This window comes from Diplocloster agilis, assembly GCF_019042275.1.
In the GTDB taxonomy this organism is placed as follows: Bacteria; Bacillota; Clostridia; order Lachnospirales; family Lachnospiraceae; genus Diplocloster; species Diplocloster agilis.
On record NZ_JAHQCW010000006.1, the window covers coordinates 17,896 to 35,203 of the forward strand.

At 47.4% G+C, this 17,308-nt stretch carries 15 protein-coding genes; 3 read left to right on the top strand and 12 right to left on the bottom strand.

Going from position 1 to position 17,308, the window contains the following annotated elements; translation table 11 throughout:
* Positions 1-14 precede the first annotated feature (14 nt).
* Positions 15-1,766 carry a potassium-transporting ATPase subunit KdpA gene (gene kdpA / locus KTH89_RS05150; RefSeq protein WP_158342724.1) on the bottom strand — a complete coding sequence of 584 codons (1,752 nt, stop codon included), beginning with the start codon at positions 1,764-1,766 and terminating at the stop codon, positions 15-17.
* A 105-nt stretch (positions 1,767-1,871) separates the two neighbouring features.
* Entirely contained in the window at positions 1,872-2,132 is a 261-nt protein-coding gene (locus KTH89_RS05155) for a hypothetical protein (RefSeq protein ID WP_158342725.1), read from the bottom strand.
* A gap of 279 nt (positions 2,133-2,411) precedes the next feature.
* Between KTH89_RS05155 and KTH89_RS05160 the strand changes: the two genes are divergently transcribed.
* Complete coding sequence (locus KTH89_RS05160) at positions 2,412-3,752, top strand: esterase/lipase family protein (protein ID WP_238720923.1); 1,341 nt, start codon at positions 2,412-2,414, stop codon at positions 3,750-3,752.
* A gap of 91 nt (positions 3,753-3,843) precedes the next feature.
* On the opposite strand, the gene KTH89_RS05165 is transcribed toward KTH89_RS05160, so the two are convergent.
* Positions 3,844-4,314 carry a hypothetical protein gene (locus tag KTH89_RS05165; RefSeq protein WP_238720924.1) on the bottom strand — a complete coding sequence of 157 codons (471 nt, stop codon included), beginning with the start codon at positions 4,312-4,314 and terminating at the stop codon, positions 3,844-3,846.
* A gap of 480 nt (positions 4,315-4,794) precedes the next feature.
* Between KTH89_RS05165 and KTH89_RS05170 the strand changes: the two genes are divergently transcribed.
* Positions 4,795-5,286 (top strand): GNAT family N-acetyltransferase, encoded by a 492-nt coding sequence (locus KTH89_RS05170; RefSeq protein WP_238720925.1) that lies wholly within the window; start codon positions 4,795-4,797, stop codon positions 5,284-5,286.
* 5 nt (positions 5,287-5,291) lie between these two features.
* On the opposite strand, the gene KTH89_RS05175 is transcribed toward KTH89_RS05170, so the two are convergent.
* From KTH89_RS05175 to KTH89_RS05215, 9 genes are all read right to left on the bottom strand, one after another.
* Positions 5,292-7,223 carry an endonuclease MutS2 gene (locus KTH89_RS05175; protein WP_238720926.1) on the bottom strand — a complete coding sequence of 644 codons (1,932 nt, stop codon included), beginning with the start codon at positions 7,221-7,223 and terminating at the stop codon, positions 5,292-5,294.
* 377 nt (positions 7,224-7,600) lie between these two features.
* The gene (locus KTH89_RS05180; protein WP_158342729.1) at positions 7,601-8,086 is read right to left on the bottom strand and encodes a MarR family winged helix-turn-helix transcriptional regulator; all 486 of its coding nucleotides are present in this window, start codon (positions 8,084-8,086) and stop codon (positions 7,601-7,603) included.
* Positions 8,076-9,350: an HD domain-containing phosphohydrolase gene (locus KTH89_RS05185; RefSeq protein ID WP_238720927.1), complete on the bottom strand. Its 1,275-nt coding sequence runs from the start codon at positions 9,348-9,350 to the stop codon at positions 8,076-8,078. Before KTH89_RS05185 ends, KTH89_RS05180 begins: the two co-directional genes overlap by 11 nt.
* Before the next feature lie 134 nt (positions 9,351-9,484).
* A complete protein-coding gene (locus KTH89_RS05190; RefSeq protein ID WP_238720928.1) occupies positions 9,485-10,807 on the bottom strand; it encodes a sensor histidine kinase in 1,323 nt (440 codons plus the stop codon).
* Between the two features lie 43 nt (positions 10,808-10,850).
* Positions 10,851-11,561 carry a LytR/AlgR family response regulator transcription factor gene (locus KTH89_RS05195; RefSeq protein WP_238720929.1) on the bottom strand — a complete coding sequence of 237 codons (711 nt, stop codon included), beginning with the start codon at positions 11,559-11,561 and terminating at the stop codon, positions 10,851-10,853.
* Positions 11,562-11,685: 124 nt separating this feature from the next.
* Entirely contained in the window at positions 11,686-13,734 is a 2,049-nt protein-coding gene (locus KTH89_RS05200) for an FtsX-like permease family protein (protein WP_238720930.1), read from the bottom strand.
* The gene (locus tag KTH89_RS05205) at positions 13,721-14,476 is read right to left on the bottom strand and encodes an ABC transporter ATP-binding protein (protein WP_238720931.1); all 756 of its coding nucleotides are present in this window, start codon (positions 14,474-14,476) and stop codon (positions 13,721-13,723) included. The genes KTH89_RS05200 and KTH89_RS05205 overlap by 14 nt, the downstream gene beginning before the upstream one ends.
* Before the next feature lie 1,160 nt (positions 14,477-15,636).
* Entirely contained in the window at positions 15,637-16,023 is a 387-nt protein-coding gene (locus KTH89_RS05210; RefSeq protein WP_238720932.1) for a DUF3783 domain-containing protein, read from the bottom strand.
* Between the two features lie 51 nt (positions 16,024-16,074).
* Positions 16,075-16,335, bottom strand: a complete 261-nt coding sequence (locus KTH89_RS05215) for a helix-turn-helix transcriptional regulator (protein ID WP_158342735.1) — start codon at positions 16,333-16,335, stop codon at positions 16,075-16,077.
* 411 nt (positions 16,336-16,746) lie between these two features.
* Between KTH89_RS05215 and KTH89_RS05220 the strand changes: the two genes are divergently transcribed.
* Entirely contained in the window at positions 16,747-17,283 is a 537-nt protein-coding gene (locus KTH89_RS05220; RefSeq protein ID WP_238720933.1) for a helix-turn-helix domain-containing protein, read from the top strand.
* Positions 17,284-17,308 lie beyond the last annotated feature (25 nt).

Genomic DNA, 17,308 nt, shown 5'->3' on the forward strand with positions numbered 1-17,308 from the left:
TTATATAGCCTCCACTAAGCAATCATTTGAAAGAATTCAGCGATCGGTCCAAGTGCCAGCGCCGGGAAGAAACTCAACGCTCCTACCAGAAGAACGATAAAGACCAAAAGGAAAATGAACATCGCGTTGTGGGTCGGCAGAGTTCCCGCACTGACCGCCACTTTTTTCTTCTGTACCAGACTTCCTGCGATTGCCAGGGTAGCCAGCATGGGAAGGAAACGTACAAACAGCATGACCAGTCCTATGCTGACATTTAAGAACGGCGTATTCGCATTGAATCCGGCAAACGCCGATCCATTGTTTCCTCCTGCGGAGGAATATGCGTACAGGACTTCGGATAAGCCGTGAGCGCCCGGATTGTTCAGACTGTCCGCCGTTGCCGGGAGCAAGCAGGCCAGCCCGCTTCCGATCAGGATTCCGATCGGTGTGGCCAGACACACAAGCACAGCCATCTTCATCTCAAATGGTTCTATCTTTTTACCCAGGTATTCCGGAGTCCGGCCTACCATCAGACCCGCGATAAATACGGTCAATATCGCAAAACCGATCATTCCGTACAGTCCGCAGCCGGTCCCTCCGAACACGACTTCGCCCAGCATCATCAAAAGCATGGGGATCATACCGCCGATCGGAGTATAGCTGTCATGCATAGAGTTAACCGAACCGTTGGACGCCGCCGTCGTAAAGGCCGCCCAGGCAGACGAGGTGGCGATGCCAAACCTGGTCTCCTTCCCCTCCATATTTCCGCCGGCCTGGTCCGCCCCGGCAGCGATATCCACCGCGCCGTTTTGCGCAAGCTTGGGAGTACCCGCCTGTTCGTTAAAAGCAACGATTCCAAGGGCAACGACAAGCATCAGGAACATGGCTATAAAAATCGCCCGGCCCTGGCGCATGTCTTTTATATTGCGGCCAAATGTAAAGCAAAGCCCAACCGGTATCAGCAAGAGCAGAATCATCTCGAACATATTACTGAGCGGGGTGGGATTTTCAAACGGATGCGCGGAATTTACCCCCCAGAAGCCGCCGCCGTTGGTGCCGGCCTGTTTGATCGCGATCTGGCTCGCCGCCGGTCCCAAGGGAATGACTTCCTTCGTGACGACTGTGCCGTCTTCCAGCGTTACAGGCTCCAGCAGATCTACCTCCTCATATTCCCGGAAAGTCTGCGGAACGCCCTGAGACACCAATACAACCGCGGAAATCAGACAGATCGGCAACAGGATATAAAGGACTATCTTCGTCATATCCGTATAGAAATTCCCGAGGCCTTTTTTCTTCACCCGCAGGAATCCGCGGATCAGCGCAAACAGTACTGCGATTCCGGTGGCGGCCGACACAAAGTTCTGGACATTTAATCCGAGCATTTGTGTAAAATAGCTCAGCCCGCCGGAAGGGTTCTCCGCCGAATACGCCTGCCAGTTTGTATTGGTAACGAAACTTGACGTCGTATTAAAGGCAAGGTGCCAGGACTGTCCGCCAAACTTTTCCGGATTCAGCGGAAGGATTCCCTGTCCCAGACACATTACAAGCAAAAAAATAAAGCCTATAACACTGAATACCACCGTACACACTGCGTATTTTTTCCAGGTCATATCTTCGTCTTTGTCGATATGTAACAGTTTATAAATCCCATGTTCCACCGGGGACAGAACTTTCGATAAAAACACTTTCTCCCCGTTCATCACTTTTCCCATGTATTTGCCTAATGGGATTCCAAGCGCAACTAAAATCACCAGATATAACACACACTGAATCACCACATTGCTCATTGCTTATCACCTCTTAACAAGATAATCGTCAAATACACAAATAGAAATACCGCTGTCAATCCAATTAAACCTAGCATTACACTCATAGACTTCTACCTCCATTTTTTACATAACTCCCAGTAGTTTATAGATCAGCCATACCGGGACCGCACAGATCGTGGTCAGGACGCCAAGCGATATGACCAGTCCTGTCGCTAACACAAACTGCCCCAGAAGTATAGCTGTAAACGGATGTGCATCGACGAATTCCTGGTATTTCGCATCTTCTCTGAATTTCAGAAAATTGCGGATTCTCTTTCTAAACGGAACAACCGGATGGTATCCATAAGATTCTGGTATGGTCTGTAAACTGCTCTGTGCTAACATAGGAAACATCCCTTTCTATGACTTTATCTTTTCTACACTTAAAGGGTAGCACAAAAAAAATAAAGAAAGCATATCGCTTTCCTTATCCGGCATTAAGATTTTGTTAACGTATGGAACAAGCTTCATTATACACTCACCTCAATCGAAACAGGCAGGCAAGCAGTTGTAAACGTTGTAAATGATTATATAAAAAAGATCAAATTGTCCGTCATTTCTATTTATGATATAATAGCGGCAGACAAGATATCTGTTTTTTCTACATAAAGTGAGGAACTTAGGATGAAATGGTTGAAAAGGTTCTGTGGAATTTGTATTTATCTTATTTTAGCGAATTATATTTTAATTATCACACGGCATCGTTTCCCTCTGCCGCTGGTGATCGCCGGAATACTCCTGTTTTGTACTGCCTATGTGTTATATCAGATTCTGCCGGTCTACCGGAAAAAGATGACGGTCCGTCTGCAGGCTTTATCCGGCGGGTATGAACTAATCCTGGTAACCGGAGTCAGTGCGGTGGCCGAAGTTGCATTTCTGGTCTGGTTTGGAACCCAACGGCTGTCGAATTGGGGGGAGGTTGTCATCTTCCTGCTCAATATTCTGGTGGCTGTGATTCTGGGTTTTCTGATGATGCTAAACGGTTTTTTGCGGATTATTGCGACCTCCACTCAGATCAGTTTGTTTAAAAGACTGGCCTGGTTATTGCTTTGGTGGGTTCCCGTGCTGAATCTGTGGCTGACTTTTTCCATCTGTCATGCGGTCCGTATGGAATATGAATTTGAGTTGAGTAAGATTGAATTAAACGAAGTACGCCGGGAAAATGAATGCTGTAAAACCCGGTATCCGGTTGTGATGGTGCATGGCGTTTTCTTCAGAGACTGGCAATATTTTAATTATTGGGGCAGAATACCAAAAGAGCTGATCCGAAATGGTTGTACGGTTTATTATGGTAAGCAGCAGTCCGCCGCTTCGGTCGAGACCAGCGCCCGGGAGCTTAAAGAACGGGTTCTTTCGATTATAGAGGAAACCGGCTGTGAAAAAGTGAATCTCATCGCCCACTCCAAAGGCGGGCTGGATTCCCGTTATGCGATCAGCCGTCTCGGTCTCGCCCCCTATGTCGCCTCTTTGACTACTATCAATACACCTCATCTGGGCTGCTGCTGGGTGGATCAGGTGCTGGCGCGATGTCCGAAAAAATTGCTGTCTTTCGTAGCCGCTAAATATAACCGGATCTTTTCCAAGTTAGGCGACGCTTCACCGGACTTTGAAGCAGCAGTTTTCGACCTGACGCACGACCATTGCTCACAATTCAACGAAGAAACCGGGGATTATTCCGACATTCTTTGTCAAAGTGTCATGTCCCGTATGAGCAGTATGTTCAGTGACGGTGTTCCCTGCAATATCGGGTATCTGCTTGTCAAGCACTGTGAGGGTGTCAACGACGGGCTGGTATGCGCCGATTCGGCAGTTTGGGGAAAGTTTTTAGGGTATTTGGATACACCCGGACGCCGCGGTATCTCCCATGGGGATATGATCGATCTGCGCAGAGAAAATATCAGGGGTTTTGATGTAAGAGAATTTTATGTGGAATTGGTTAAGAAATTAAAAGAACAGGGGTATTAGTATCCTCTGTTCTTTTTGTTTATACCGCTTTATATGTGACAACTATAACCATCCCCCGCACAGGCCGGCATCGCCCATACGGGGGACCCGCTTATGCTGTATGCCGCGTAGTGTCTTTGATATGCATATCTAAGATCTCATGCACTCTTTCCACTTCGTCAAGCAATAGTCTTTCGGACTTTCTGATTTGGTTTTTAAGATATTCAATATCCTTCTTGTCTGCTTTTTTGGATAATTCGACTTTGATTCCTACTATCTCTTTCTTCAACCCAGTAATCTCTGTCTTTATCCCCGTAATCTCTGTCTGCATCCCTGCAATCTCTGTCTTTATCCCTGTAATTTCTGTCTTCAACCCAGTAATCTCTGTCTTTAACCCTGTAATTTCTGTCTGCATCCCTGCAATCTCTGTCTTTAATCCTGTAATTTCTGTCTGCATCCCTGTAATCTCTGTCTTTAACCCTGTAATTCCTTCTTTCAACTCAACGATCTCCGTTTTGATTGGATCCAATTTAGAATCCATTAAGATTGCTATTGCCTGCAAATCCTTCTGTGATAATGCCAAATTTAAACTCCTCCTTTCGACTCTTTCAAAATTATTAGTAGACTACAACTTCTTTCCCCAGGATAAATACACCCATACGACCGGTGGGACAGGATCTCCGGCATTAGAATCTCCGGGGATTGATTTTCTCATAAGCAGAACAAAAAAACCGAAACCAACCTTATTATCGCATATTCATTCGGAATTTCTTATGCACCGCCGACATACTAAGCTTATACTTTCTTTATTATAGTCTTTAAATAGTAACTATTACAAGTAAAATCTCGGGACTCATAACATATTTTTTCTTCTTAAAGCTTCAGGGAAAACGGGCAGAACTGCCAAATGAGATAACCTGATTCTAATAAGATTATTATATATATTTATTATGCTATTTGCAATAACTGCCGGACATTTTAGAAATATTTTATAATTGCCTTTTTATCCGAATACAGCTACACTTTATTTAAATACAAGTGCATGCGAAAGGATGATTCTACAATGGATCTGCGCGTCTTTCAGGAAAACGACCAGCCTCTGGCCAATACTTTTTTCACACAATGCCTGCCGGAATCCGGCCGGGTATTTGAACCCGCCGGCCGGCATGCTTCGCTTACTCGTCTGGCGGAAACTTTTTCGGAAGGCAGATGCTGGTGTCTGTTTGAACGCGGCGAACTGGTCGGAACCGTAGCCGTCCGTCCCCTAACCTTAACGGATAAAAAAACCGGTTCCGCTTGTTCCCGCAGCTGCGAATTGAAAATACTGTATCTGCGCCAGACATTCCACGGAAAAGGCTATGGTTCTCTTCTCTTAACCACAGCCCTTTCCTATGCGCAGGATTGCGGCTACCACAGCATGTACCTGGATACCATCCGGTCCGGCTCCGGTGCCGAAGTTCTTTACCGTAAGTATGGATTCCGGGAAATACCGCGGTATAATAACAATCCCCACGCAGATCTCTTTATGGTCAAAGACCTTGCTGTTTCCTCCTGATCATATTATTCGTCATACTGAATTTCCAGTCCCGGCTGATGCCCTTTCCCCATTTTATGCCTGGCCTTTCTGTTCGCTACCGTATCAAATATAATGGAGAAATCATAATCATCGGGATATAATTCAGAGGCGGGAACCAGCAGTTTCAATCTCTTGTACGGCACCTTCCGCTTCTGCCCTTTGACCTGAACAATCACTTCTCCCATCTCATCCGCCGGTTTATATACAATCCCGGTGTCTTTCTGCGGGTAAATGCATACACTGTCTCCCACTTGAAAAGTATTTTGGGGCAGATTCTTAGGGGACGGCTTTTCCTGTATCGGCTGAATCTTTGGGCCCTTAAACCGGACAATTTCACCCGGCGGCTCTGGTTTCTTCTGTTCCCAGATTTTCACCGGAACCTGTTCCGATTCCAATCCGTAAGCTGCCTGCTCCGCTTTTTTCAGCAATCCCGGGGGCATACCCAGTCTGCCGGCGATATAGAGCGCGCAGCTCTCTCCGGCTACCCCCTGTTCCATCCGGTATAAGGGGCTTAACGTGTCCCGGTCAAACGCCATTCGGGCATTTTGTATGCCTCCTGTCTTCTCCGCGTAAATTTTCACTTCCGGATAGTGCGTCGTCACCAGGAAGAGGCATCCCCGTTTCTTAAGTTCCTCCAGAACCGCGACCGCGATCCCCATGCCTTCCGCCGGATCTGTCCCGGAACCCAACTCATCCAGCAGAACCAAGCTCTCTTCATTGACCCGATTCAGAATATCAATTACCTTGGTCATATGGGCGGAAAAAGTAGATAAATTTTCCGATATACTTTGTCCGTCGCCAATGTCACACAGATACTGGCTGTTCATACACAGGCATGTACCGTCGCCGGCCGGTACATGCAGGCCGCACTGGGCCATCATACATAAGAGACCAACGGTCTTAAGGGCTACGGTCTTGCCGCCGGTATTCGGCCCGGTAATCACCACCCCGTCATACTCATCACCCAGTTTAAAATCTAACGGCACGCATTGATCCTTCGGTATCAGCGGATGCCGTCCGCTGAAGATCCGAATTCTGCGTTCTGTAGTAAGTACAGGCGGTATGGCGTCCATCTGGGCGCTTAACTTTGCTTTTGCAAAGATGATATCCAGCTTCTGCATCATTTCCATGTTGAACCGGAGTTCCTTCCCTTTTGCCTCCACGTATCCGGTAAGCTCATAAAGGATCCTGCGGATCTCATCTTCTTTTTCGATCCTCAGACAGGATAACTCTTCCCGCAGCCTGGCCGTTGACGAGGGTTCTATAAAGCAGGTCCCCTTACTGCCCGAGACTTCTATCACAGAACCGCTGACTTGATTTTTATATTCTTTTTTAACCGGCAGGACATAGATCTGATTCCGTTGGACCGGAGTATCCCCCGAAAACCACTGCCGGTTCCTTTTAAGCATCTGGCCTAATTTCTCCTGAATCCGGCTTTGTACCTGTTCGATGTTCCGGCTGACTGCGCGCAGATCAGGCGATGCGTTTTCGTTTACTTCATCATAGCGGACCGCACGGTGGATCTCCTCGCACAAATCTGTCAGATCATAAATCCCTTCTCCATAAGAGGCCATACCAGGTTCTAAGTCTCTCCCTTTTTTTAGATATTGTTTCATCCGTCTGCAGCCGGTGATAAATCCTGCCACCTCACTTAGCTGTTCCGGCAGCAGCATAGCCCCGGCCCGGCATAATTCCATGATGTTTTCCAAATTCTTCATCGTACAGACCGGCGGAAGACCATACGTATCATAGATCCGCCTGGCTTGGGTGGTCTCCTCCAGCTGCTCTATGCATTTTCTTTCCTTATGAAACGGGGACAGCTGCTTTAGTTTTTCCTTCGCCTCTTCACTCACTGCCATATCACACAGCATCTCCCGTATTTTATGAAATTCTAATATCTGTTCATTTTGATTCATAGTTACCTCCAAATTTCTGATCCGCTGTCTTCATCGATTAGCGGATAAAAAAATCCCGCAGCTGCACCTACGACTTTCAGTCGAAATGCATCTGCGGGATAGCGGATAAGGCGGTACAGCTCAAATTGATGACCGCTTATCTATACCATAGGAGGATTTCCTATGGCATAAAAAAACGGGGCATGAATATCCCCGCTACATATCCTTTATCGCATATTGGTTTTCTATACTGACAGAAGTCTGTAAGGGCAGCAAACAGGGTACCAAAACAAACGGCCTCAGGCCGCTGGCATCGAATACCTGTTACAACGATTTAGTTGTCTTTTACCTCTACAGACAATACCGACATCAAAACCAACCTTTCTTTTCTTAATTTTTCACAGTATATCAGATTCATCAGCGCTTGTCAACGTACTCTCATCCTGATTTCCGTGATTGATATAATCAAATGCGTTCTCTGTCATACGCAATAACAATTTATCTACGGCGGCGGCCTCCTCTTTTGACATATTGCGCACCAGGATACTGTTCCATTTATGCCGCTTGCGATAGACCTCTTCGATGATCGGCTCCGCCTCCTCCGTGGTAAATACATGGTGAATCCGCCGGTCCTTGGCGTCCGGTTCCCATCGGATCAATCCCTGTTCTTCCAGTTTTTGTATGGCCTTGGTCACGGTGCCCTTATCGAATTGTCCGGTTTTAGCCAGATCCAGAACGCTGATTCCCTGATTTTCATAAATCAGGATTAAAAACAGCTGCTGTCCATAACCAACCATCGTCCCGGAAAGCTCACGGTCAAAAAATCGGCATCCCTGCCGGTACAATATGGATATGAGCCTGCTCGTCTGGTATTTATGTTTCATTGGTATCCCTTCCCTTATATGCATACTGTCTTGCCAGCTCCTCATATTCCAGCTGCATAATATTGTAGATATTCAGTATATGATTTCCGGTTTTCCCCACCTGCCGCATGATTTCATCAAAATGGCTGATCATCATTTCCACGCAGTAAGGACAAAGCAGGTTCTCTTCCTTCATCTCCCGTAATATCCGAACCGTTTTCTTTTTATCAAAGGCCACTTTATAGCTTCTCTCTCCGGTCAGCGCGCTGACAATGTCCGCAATGGCCACGATCTTCTCTCCCATCGTCATATCTTCGTCACGAAGCCCTCTGGGGTAGCCGGACCCATCCAGTTTCTCATGATGGCGCAGGGCTATCCTGGTAATCTCTTCCTCGATCTCGCCCCCCATGATCTCCTCGGTGATATCCACATGGGTCCTCATGATTTTCATCGCCTGGGGGCTTAATTTCCCGGGAAATTCAAGGATTTCCACCGGTATGCCGATCTTTCCAAGATCATGCAGCAAAGCCCCCTGCCGCACCTTATCGGTTTTCTCCTCATCAAAACCGAACAGGACCGCCAACTGTCTGCTGATACTGGTCGTTGTGATGGTATGTATCACCGTATACCGGCTTCTGAAATCTATGGCAAAGATTATCATTTTCAGAAAGACGTCGATTTCTTCTTTACTTAAAGGTACCTTCTCCTGCGCCTCATAGACTTTATCCATAAACAGGCTGCCGGAAAGCTTTTCCAGAATCCCCTTTTTTTGTTCCGCCTGTTTTAAAAGATCCAGCCATTTAGGGGAAAATTTCGTTCCTCTGTATGCCTCCATAACCTCCAGCACATGCTCCCCGGCCCCCTGCTCCATAAAGACATCCACCCGGTCCGCCAAACTGACACACTCCGCCAGCTCTTTTAAGGGGACGTTCATAGCCTCCAGTTCCACATAGGGCGTGTGGTGAAACAACACCACCGGCGCATAGGAACGAAAGGGAGAAAGATATTTCAAAAATAAATATCCATAGATCGAATGATTCCAGGACTGCTCAATCTCAAACCGAAGCATATTGTCAATTTCTTCTGTCTTGTACGCTCCGATATCATGCAGCAGCGCCACGAAAGATACGTTCCGGATGGTTCTGGCGTCGCAGCTCCCCTCTTCTAACAGCATGTGCATCACAAGATACGCCACCCGCTCCCCATGGTCCACCAGTCTGTCATCCACCCGATTCAATGCCCTGCGTACAATATTATGTATGTGTCTGCCGCTCAACTCTGTCATCCGTATACCCTTCTATTCGTAATCGAATTCTTTCCATGCGCAATTAGGCTTCCTATTCAACTATCCTTTATTCGTCTATTCTATCACCTTTGGCTTCAGAATACAATCTTTGGCTTCCATTACCGGCCGGGAACCTATAGCGTTCGAATATAAAAGAAAAGGGTAAACTCATCGTCTGTATAACTAATTTCAAGAGTTCCGTGATATTTATCTACCAGTTCCTGCATCGTTTCTAGTCCGTAACCATGATTTCTTTTATCTGGTTTGTCCGTCAGGATTCTGCCTTTGGAGGCGTATATCTCATTGTTCTTGCGGTTATTCAAGCGGAAACTGAACATGCCGTTTTCACAGCGGGTTTGCAGGACCACTTTGCGCCTATTAGTTTCCGTAATTTTCAAAGAGGCTTCCAGGGCGTTATCCAGCGCATTCGCAAATAGAATTCCCAGATCCATGACGTCGATGCCCAGATGGGTATCGATGGATATATTAAAATGGGTGTCTACCTGGTTTTCCAGCAATTTGCCGTAACGATCATTGAGTATGGCATTCAGCACCTGGTTCTGGCAGAATTTTCTCCCGCATGTAGATTGGGTCTGTTCCAGAAGAGTTTCCAGATATTGTTTCGCCTCCTTCGGATTTTGCTGTTCCAGACAGGTGTACAGCATCTGGAAGTGATGATTCATTTCATGCCGGATTTTCCGTATTTGATCCTGCTGCTTTTCCAGGGAATGATAATATTCTTCCCGGATTCGGGAAGCCTGATGATCCATCTTCATTTTCACATTTTCAATCAGCGGATCAAATAGAAGTATCACGCCAAGATTGGTAAAGATACCCGCCATGACGATGAGATAAGTCCCAAACAGGTCGTATCCGGTTGTGATCTCCCGGTACTCCTGCAGTATATTTGTGCTGGGTGGTTTGATGATAGCAACCAGCATAGACAAAAGGGCCAGCAGGCAAATAGTGTCTGCCAGGAGCCAGGTTTTGGTGTCTACGTACTTTTTTATGGATTTCAGGCGGCCGGCCAGATTACGGCTGATGAGATACCAGATACCGATTTTGATCAGGGAAAAAATATTTCTCAGCCAGATCACATGTTCCAAACCGCTTCCGGTCAGGTCGATGATCTTCCAAACGAGGCGACCGGTGATAAAGTTCATGCCCAGTATGATAGGGAACAGTAAGAGAATAACGGAAACCTTGTTGATCAGACGGCTGTTGCTGCACACGAGCATCAGTCCCATGAACAGGCAGAATATACCCAGGCTATTAACCGGGTCCAGCAGATCAATGGGCATATTGGACATAGCGCAGCAGCCCAGGATAATGGCAGCCTTGAACAGACTGCCATTTCTGTAATCCACAAACTGACCCATGATTCTGTATAGATAGATGGCGTTCCAGAAGGATAATATAAATTGCATCAGATACATGAACGGGTAAAGAATTTTCAAGATTTCAAACCTCCTGCAGCTCTTTGTTTTTTCTCATGGATCTTTACATTTCCAGCATCATTCTGGCAAATTTGCCTGCCACTTCCTGATATCTGCTTTTGCTGACCGGAACCGCTTTGCCATGAATCACCGCGCATTTGTTATCTATCCGCTCCACTTCCGGTAAGTTTACCAGATATCTCTGATGGGTTCTTACAAAGGTGGAAGGCAGCTTTTGTTCCAGATCGCTTAATTTACCATAAAATTCAAACGCTGCATCCCGTGTAAAAATCGTTATTTTTCTGAGATCGCTGGTCAGATATAGGATGTCTTTGGTATGAAACCGGCATATCTGCGTGCCGTTTTGAACGGTGAGGTAATGATCTTTGCACTTATCCAGACGAAGCAGGGCTTCTCTTAATACCTCTTTGATCTTCTCCTGCCGGTAGGGTTTCATAATATAATTCAAAGCGCCCACTTCGTATCCATTGAACACATAATCCTCATATCCGGTAATGAATACCAGAATCAGATCCCTCGTATATCTTCTTAATACGCGGGCAGCCTCCACGCCGTTCATACCTCCCAGCTCAATGTCCAGGAACAGGATATCCAGGCAGTTGCGGTCTTTTTTTATATCCTTCAGTAACTGTTCCGCCTCCTGATACATCCGGATCTCGTACTCTTCTCCTGCCAGCTGCAGATAAGTCCCTATGGTCTTTTGTAATTGACCGCGCTGCTGTTTTTCATCATCACAAATTCCGATAACCACCATAACTTATCCTTTCTGCACCAGTTCCCGTATAGGTCCGGTTTCCGATCTATATCGGTTATTCTATCGGTCCGGCACTCCTTCCCTTCCGGTCACTATGCTATTGCCCGGATTTCTTTCTATTATATCAGGATTCCCTGATAACCGCGCGGAATTTTTTACAAGTTCCCGCATATACCAGGAACAGGTATACCCCAAGCCCGGCCATGATAATCAGATTAATGCCTGTCGCCTTAGCTTCCGCTATGCTGATCCGGCCGTCGTTGGTGTATAAGATCATCATGATAAATCCCAGCGCGGCTATACTGCCTGTAAGATAGGGATAGATAAAAATCCTGCGCAGCTGGTTCTTCATGCACCGGTCCACATATCGGCTGTCGGCGCCCAGACGCTCAAGATCTACGAACACATGTTTTTGGTTAACCGCTATGGTGACTCCCCGCGTATAGGCAATGATGCCCACAGCCGTAAAGCATATGATTGCAATATAGGCAAACAGCATGAAAAATACGGCCATGTTTTTCATATAATCCTGACTCTGCAAGGGCTTAAAGAGCGGATAATACGCCCAGCTCCTGCTAAGCTCCGGATTATCCGGGGAAAGTTCTATGGGTCTGTCCATGAGATCCTTCACGGTCTCGCCCGGATACCGGTTGATCATCTCATCCTTCAGATTTTTTGCGAACGCATAGCTCTCCTCCCAATGCTCAACCCCGAAGGCCACAGTGACATTGCGGTCCGCCCCCTTTAAATGATTGTCATACCGCGCAAAGTCTTCCGGGCTCAGCACATAGCAGGTGTTAATGCCTTCCGGGGTATTAAAAAATCTTCCAGCGAATTCTACCGTCCCCACATATTGTACAGGATTCTGTTCCCCGGTAACCGGATCGGTAATAAGGGTCGGCAGCCCGTCGTCCGCCTGTGTAGTCGGAACGCTTGCAATCATCCTGTATTCGCCCGGTTTTACTTCAATTGTTTTTTTTAATAGTACAGACAGGTCCTCTGCATTAAAAAAAGTACTCGTCCCGGCCACATCATGGTAAATCATATCCACCTTACCGCTTTTTTGGTATACCCATTCATAGCCATCGACCTGAAGATTCAGGGACGGCAGTTCCTGATAACCTTTTATTTTAATTTGATGCGCATCAGCCAGCGCTTCTATCTCGGATTCCCTGAACTGAATCTGTCCGGACGGATAAGTGAACAGATAATCCACCGGATTATTCCGTACATTTTCCTTCACCCCCATGATCGTTACCGGGAGATAAAAAGCGGCAAACAAAGCCCCTCCGGTGAGCAAGATAATAACGCACATGTTACGGACTGTCTGGCGTCCCAGGAATCGCATCATACTGGTGGAAATCAGGTTCCGGTAGTATTTACGCGGGTGATTTCCACGCCTGGAATGTACGGCCAGAAAGGTCATCATCTGGTAAATGCCGGCTGCCGAAAGCAAATATACCACATTCCAGACGGACGGCATATAGAAATGAAACAACTTAAACACCGCCACAGGCACCAGATAACCGAGAACCAAGCCCAAAATGAGAAGAATAACTCCGGTCACCCCGGTCCATTTTCCCACATCCCGGATTGGCTCTGATTTTCTCTGCTCATAGATGATGTCCATAACATTCGTCCGGTTGATAAACCGGACCGCCAGCAAAAAAATACAAAGAACCAGCACAGCGGAAAATCCAACTCCGAATAAAAGTCCGGCGCCCTGCACCTGATAGCCCATTTCCCTGGTATCTACAATCAGCAGCTGAAATATCCGCCATATGCCATAGGAAAGCGGGAAGCTTAAGACCAGTCCCGCAGCGCAGGCAGCAGCGGCCACCAGCATAATTTCCGAGAACAGCATTTTCTTCAGCTGTCCCTTTCGGTCCCCCAAAGCCATCAGAATCCCGATCTCTCTGCTCTTATATTTCAGGAACAAAGAGGAGGCATATGTGGAAAAGATTGCGCATCCGACAATCGCCACCGCAAATATCATTACCGCTTGTTTTCTGCTGTCCCCTCCGGCCGGCAGCACATTCTGCACCGTAGGGCTTAAGTAGATCAACGCGTAGGAGGTAATGAGCATAACGGACAGTACGGTACACAAAAACAACATGAGATAATTTTTCCGGTTATAGTACCGTAATTTTGCATACAGTTTATTCGCCGTCATTTTCTCCGCCTCCCAGTTCCCGCAGCAGATCCAGCAATTCGTCAAAGAACTCCTGTCTGCTTCCCATTTTCACCACTTCTTGAAAGATCCGGCCGTCTTTTAATACAATCACCCGGTCGCAGAAGCTGGCGGCAAAGCTGTCATGGGTTACCATTAAAATCGTAGCGTTCAGCTCCTCCTTGGCTTTCAGAAAGGAATCGATTACTGTGCGGCAGGATTTGCTGTCCAGATTTCCGGTAGGTTCATCAGCCAGTATCAGATCCGGATCGTTCATCAGCGCCCGGGCCACAGCAGTCCTCTGCTTTTCCCCGCCTGAGATATCCACCGGATATTTTTCTGCAATGTGATGAATCCCAAACAACCGGCACAGTTCCTTTGCCCGTGTCTCCATCTGAGGGATCTGGCCTCCCCGGATAATCTGAGGCACACAGATATTTTCAAAAACCGTCAGTCCGTCAAACAGCATATAATCCTGAAACACAAACCCCAGCCTGTTGTTTCTCACAAAGGCCAGTTCTTTCTCCGTAAGATTTTTCATTACGGTGTCTCCCAGATGTATTTCTCCTTCATCAAAAGGGATAAAGCAGGAGACACAGTTTAATAATGTGGTCTTCCCGCTTCCCGACGGCCCCATAACAGCGGTGAATTCTCCTTTCTCCACCCGCAGGGAAATATCTTTCAGCACGGGATAGGCTTGATTCCCCGTTTGATATGTCTTGCTTAAATGATTCAATTCCAGCATTTTAATCATCCTCTCTTTTTTATACCTCCTATCCTAGCGGTTTTTGAGGATGGGGAAAACCGCCGGACTTGTAAGAATCCGGGGGATTTTTGTTATTTTTGGAGGGGGCCGGCGGGAAACGGGGCGGGGGCAGGCGCGGTGTATGGAGGGAAAAAACGTGGGGACGGGCTAAGAGCTATGGGCATGGCCGGGAAAGAACCCCTTATTACATTTTTCTACGCAAACTCGCTTCGCTCAAACATGCTCCGAAAAACGGGGGTTCTTTCCCGGCCATGCCCATAGCTCTAAGCCCGCCCCCAATGTTTTTTCCTCCATACACCGCGCCTGCCCCCGCCCCGTTTCCCGCCTGCTTTGGTGCTGGCCTCCAAGTCCGATGAGTAAGAGCCTAGTCACCGTGAAAACGTGTCATACGTTTCCTGGTGACTGGGCTCTTGTCCTGTCCGGCTTTTGGATTTTACTTTGCTGCAACCACGCAGGACCTGTTGCGGTTCTTCCTCGGGTTTGGGTGTGCCCGCTGCCAGGGCCGGGATGCTCCGGACTGCCGGGTTCAGGAACCGAGCCTATTCACCGGGGCCGCCGCACGAACTTAGCGCACTTCCTGGGGGGCGTATGCCGCTGCTTACGGCTTGGAACCGCGGGCGGTATGGTATAACGGGGATGCTCCGGGCAGCCAGGTTCTTTTGTATCTCCTTGGGGACGCATAGGGCGGCTGCGAATACGCTTAGTGAAATCGGAAAGCCGGATTCAGGATGCACGGCGGACTTCACGTCCGACGGGCAAGAGCCTCTGAACCGGGAACACATCACGTGTTCCTGGTGAATAGGCTCGGTTCCTGAACCCGGCTTTTCGATTTCACTTAGCGTATTCCAGCGCAAGCCCTCTGCGCCCCCAGGGAGATACAAAAGAACCTGGCTGCCCGGAGCATCCCCGTTATACCATACCGCCCGCGGTTCCAAGCCGTAAGCAGCGGCATATGAAGTCCCCAGGAAGTGCGCTAAGTTCGTGCGACGGCCCCCGGTGAATAGGCTCGGTTCCTGAACCCGGCAGTCCGGAGCATCCCAGCCCTGAGCAGCGGGCATGCCCAAGCCCGAGGAAGAACCCCTGTTGCTCCGCAGAGCTGCAGGATCGGCTGTTGTTTCCGTTGCCGGGAAAAATTTACTCTATTGCTTGCTCATCGCTTCATGTTCTTTTTTCAGCTCTTCATATAATTCCAGAGAGTTCCACTGCTGGTTTGTTTCGGTGAGTATGGCTTTTAATTGGATTTTTTCTACTTTGTTTTTGCGCAGGAGAGTCAAGAGGGTGTCGACCCTGCCGCCGGACATGCCTTTCATGACCAGCATTTCCTCCGGGAATCCTTCGCCTTCGTATTGTTTGTCGGTCTTTTCGATTCCTTCTATGCCGCATAGACTGCCTATGGGCTCCAGATAGGCTCCTTTTTCTACATTTTTGATTCGGATTCCCATTTGGATCAGTACTGCTTTTAATTTTCTTGCTTTTTCGGTATTTTGGAAATTATAGAGTAATACCAGTTCCTGTGTCTTTTTCATAGAGTTGGTTCCTTTCCGCCGCTGTGCGGTCTCCACGGATGATGTTTATCGCTATGAGCAGCTTTCTGTCTGCCACTCGTACGCCCTTCTGCTGCTTGTCGCTCTTGATTTTCTTTCACTTTGTTCAAAGAGAAATACTTCTTCAATCGGACATTGAAACACTTGGGATATATCGTGGGCCAGCCAGATCGATGGTTCAAATTTTTCCGATTCGACCGCATGGATCGCCTGTCTGGATGTCCCTACCATTCGTCCCAGCTGTTCCTGTGTCCAGCCGTGTTCCTCTCTTAGCTGCCTCACTCTGTTTTTCAAGATATCGCCTCCGTAATGTTAACCTAACATTCATTATAACATCCGGTTTTTTTCTGTCAAGCGCGTGCTTTACTCCCGTGTTATGCATTACTCCTGATTCCATTTTCTTAATTGCTCAATTTTGATCGTGGGATCAAAGCCCTGGTCCTTTCCCATTTGACTCAGCATATCACACGGAAATTCCGCACATTGGCCGCAGTGGTCCAGACCATGTCCCTCGCAATAGGATTTTATCCTACCGGAAATCATTGTCAATCAAAAATACTGCTTGCTATTTATTCTCATTTATGATAATATTATCACATTAATAATATTATCATTTGATAATATTTTATATCCGTAATTAACGGATTAGGATACGAGATGTTATTTTGTTTAACAAATGAGAAACCTATGGAAGGAGGATGCTGATTGATTGAAAAATTAATGGATGCATTTGTCAACCCGGTAAAAAGTAAACTGCTGCTGGAAATTTATACGCGCCAAAAAATGACCACAAAGGAATTATCCGCCGCTTTACCCGATATTCCACAGGCTACCCTGTACCGTCACTTGAACCGCATGTTAACAGACGGATTGATCGAGGTCGTTGAGGAAAATAAAATTCGTGGCGTGACGGAAAAGGTGTACGGGATCGCTTTTGACTTCGACTCCGTCGGGAAGAAATTGTTCGAGAAAAATCCCAGCGCCACACTGCTGCAGATGTTTACGCAGTATATGATGGCGTTTTTACAGGAATTCAAAGACTATTCCAGGCGCGGGAAGATCGATCCGGAGAAGGAGCCGTTCAGCTTTACCGTATGTCCCTGCTACGCTTCCCCGGAGGAAATCAAAGACGCCTTAACCAAAATTGGCGAGATTCTGACGCCGCTGCTTCAAAATCCGTCCACACCGGACCGGAAAATGCACTCATTCGGCGTGATCCTCACGCCGCCGAAGGAACTCTGAAACCCTAGTCTTCAAAGGAGGTACT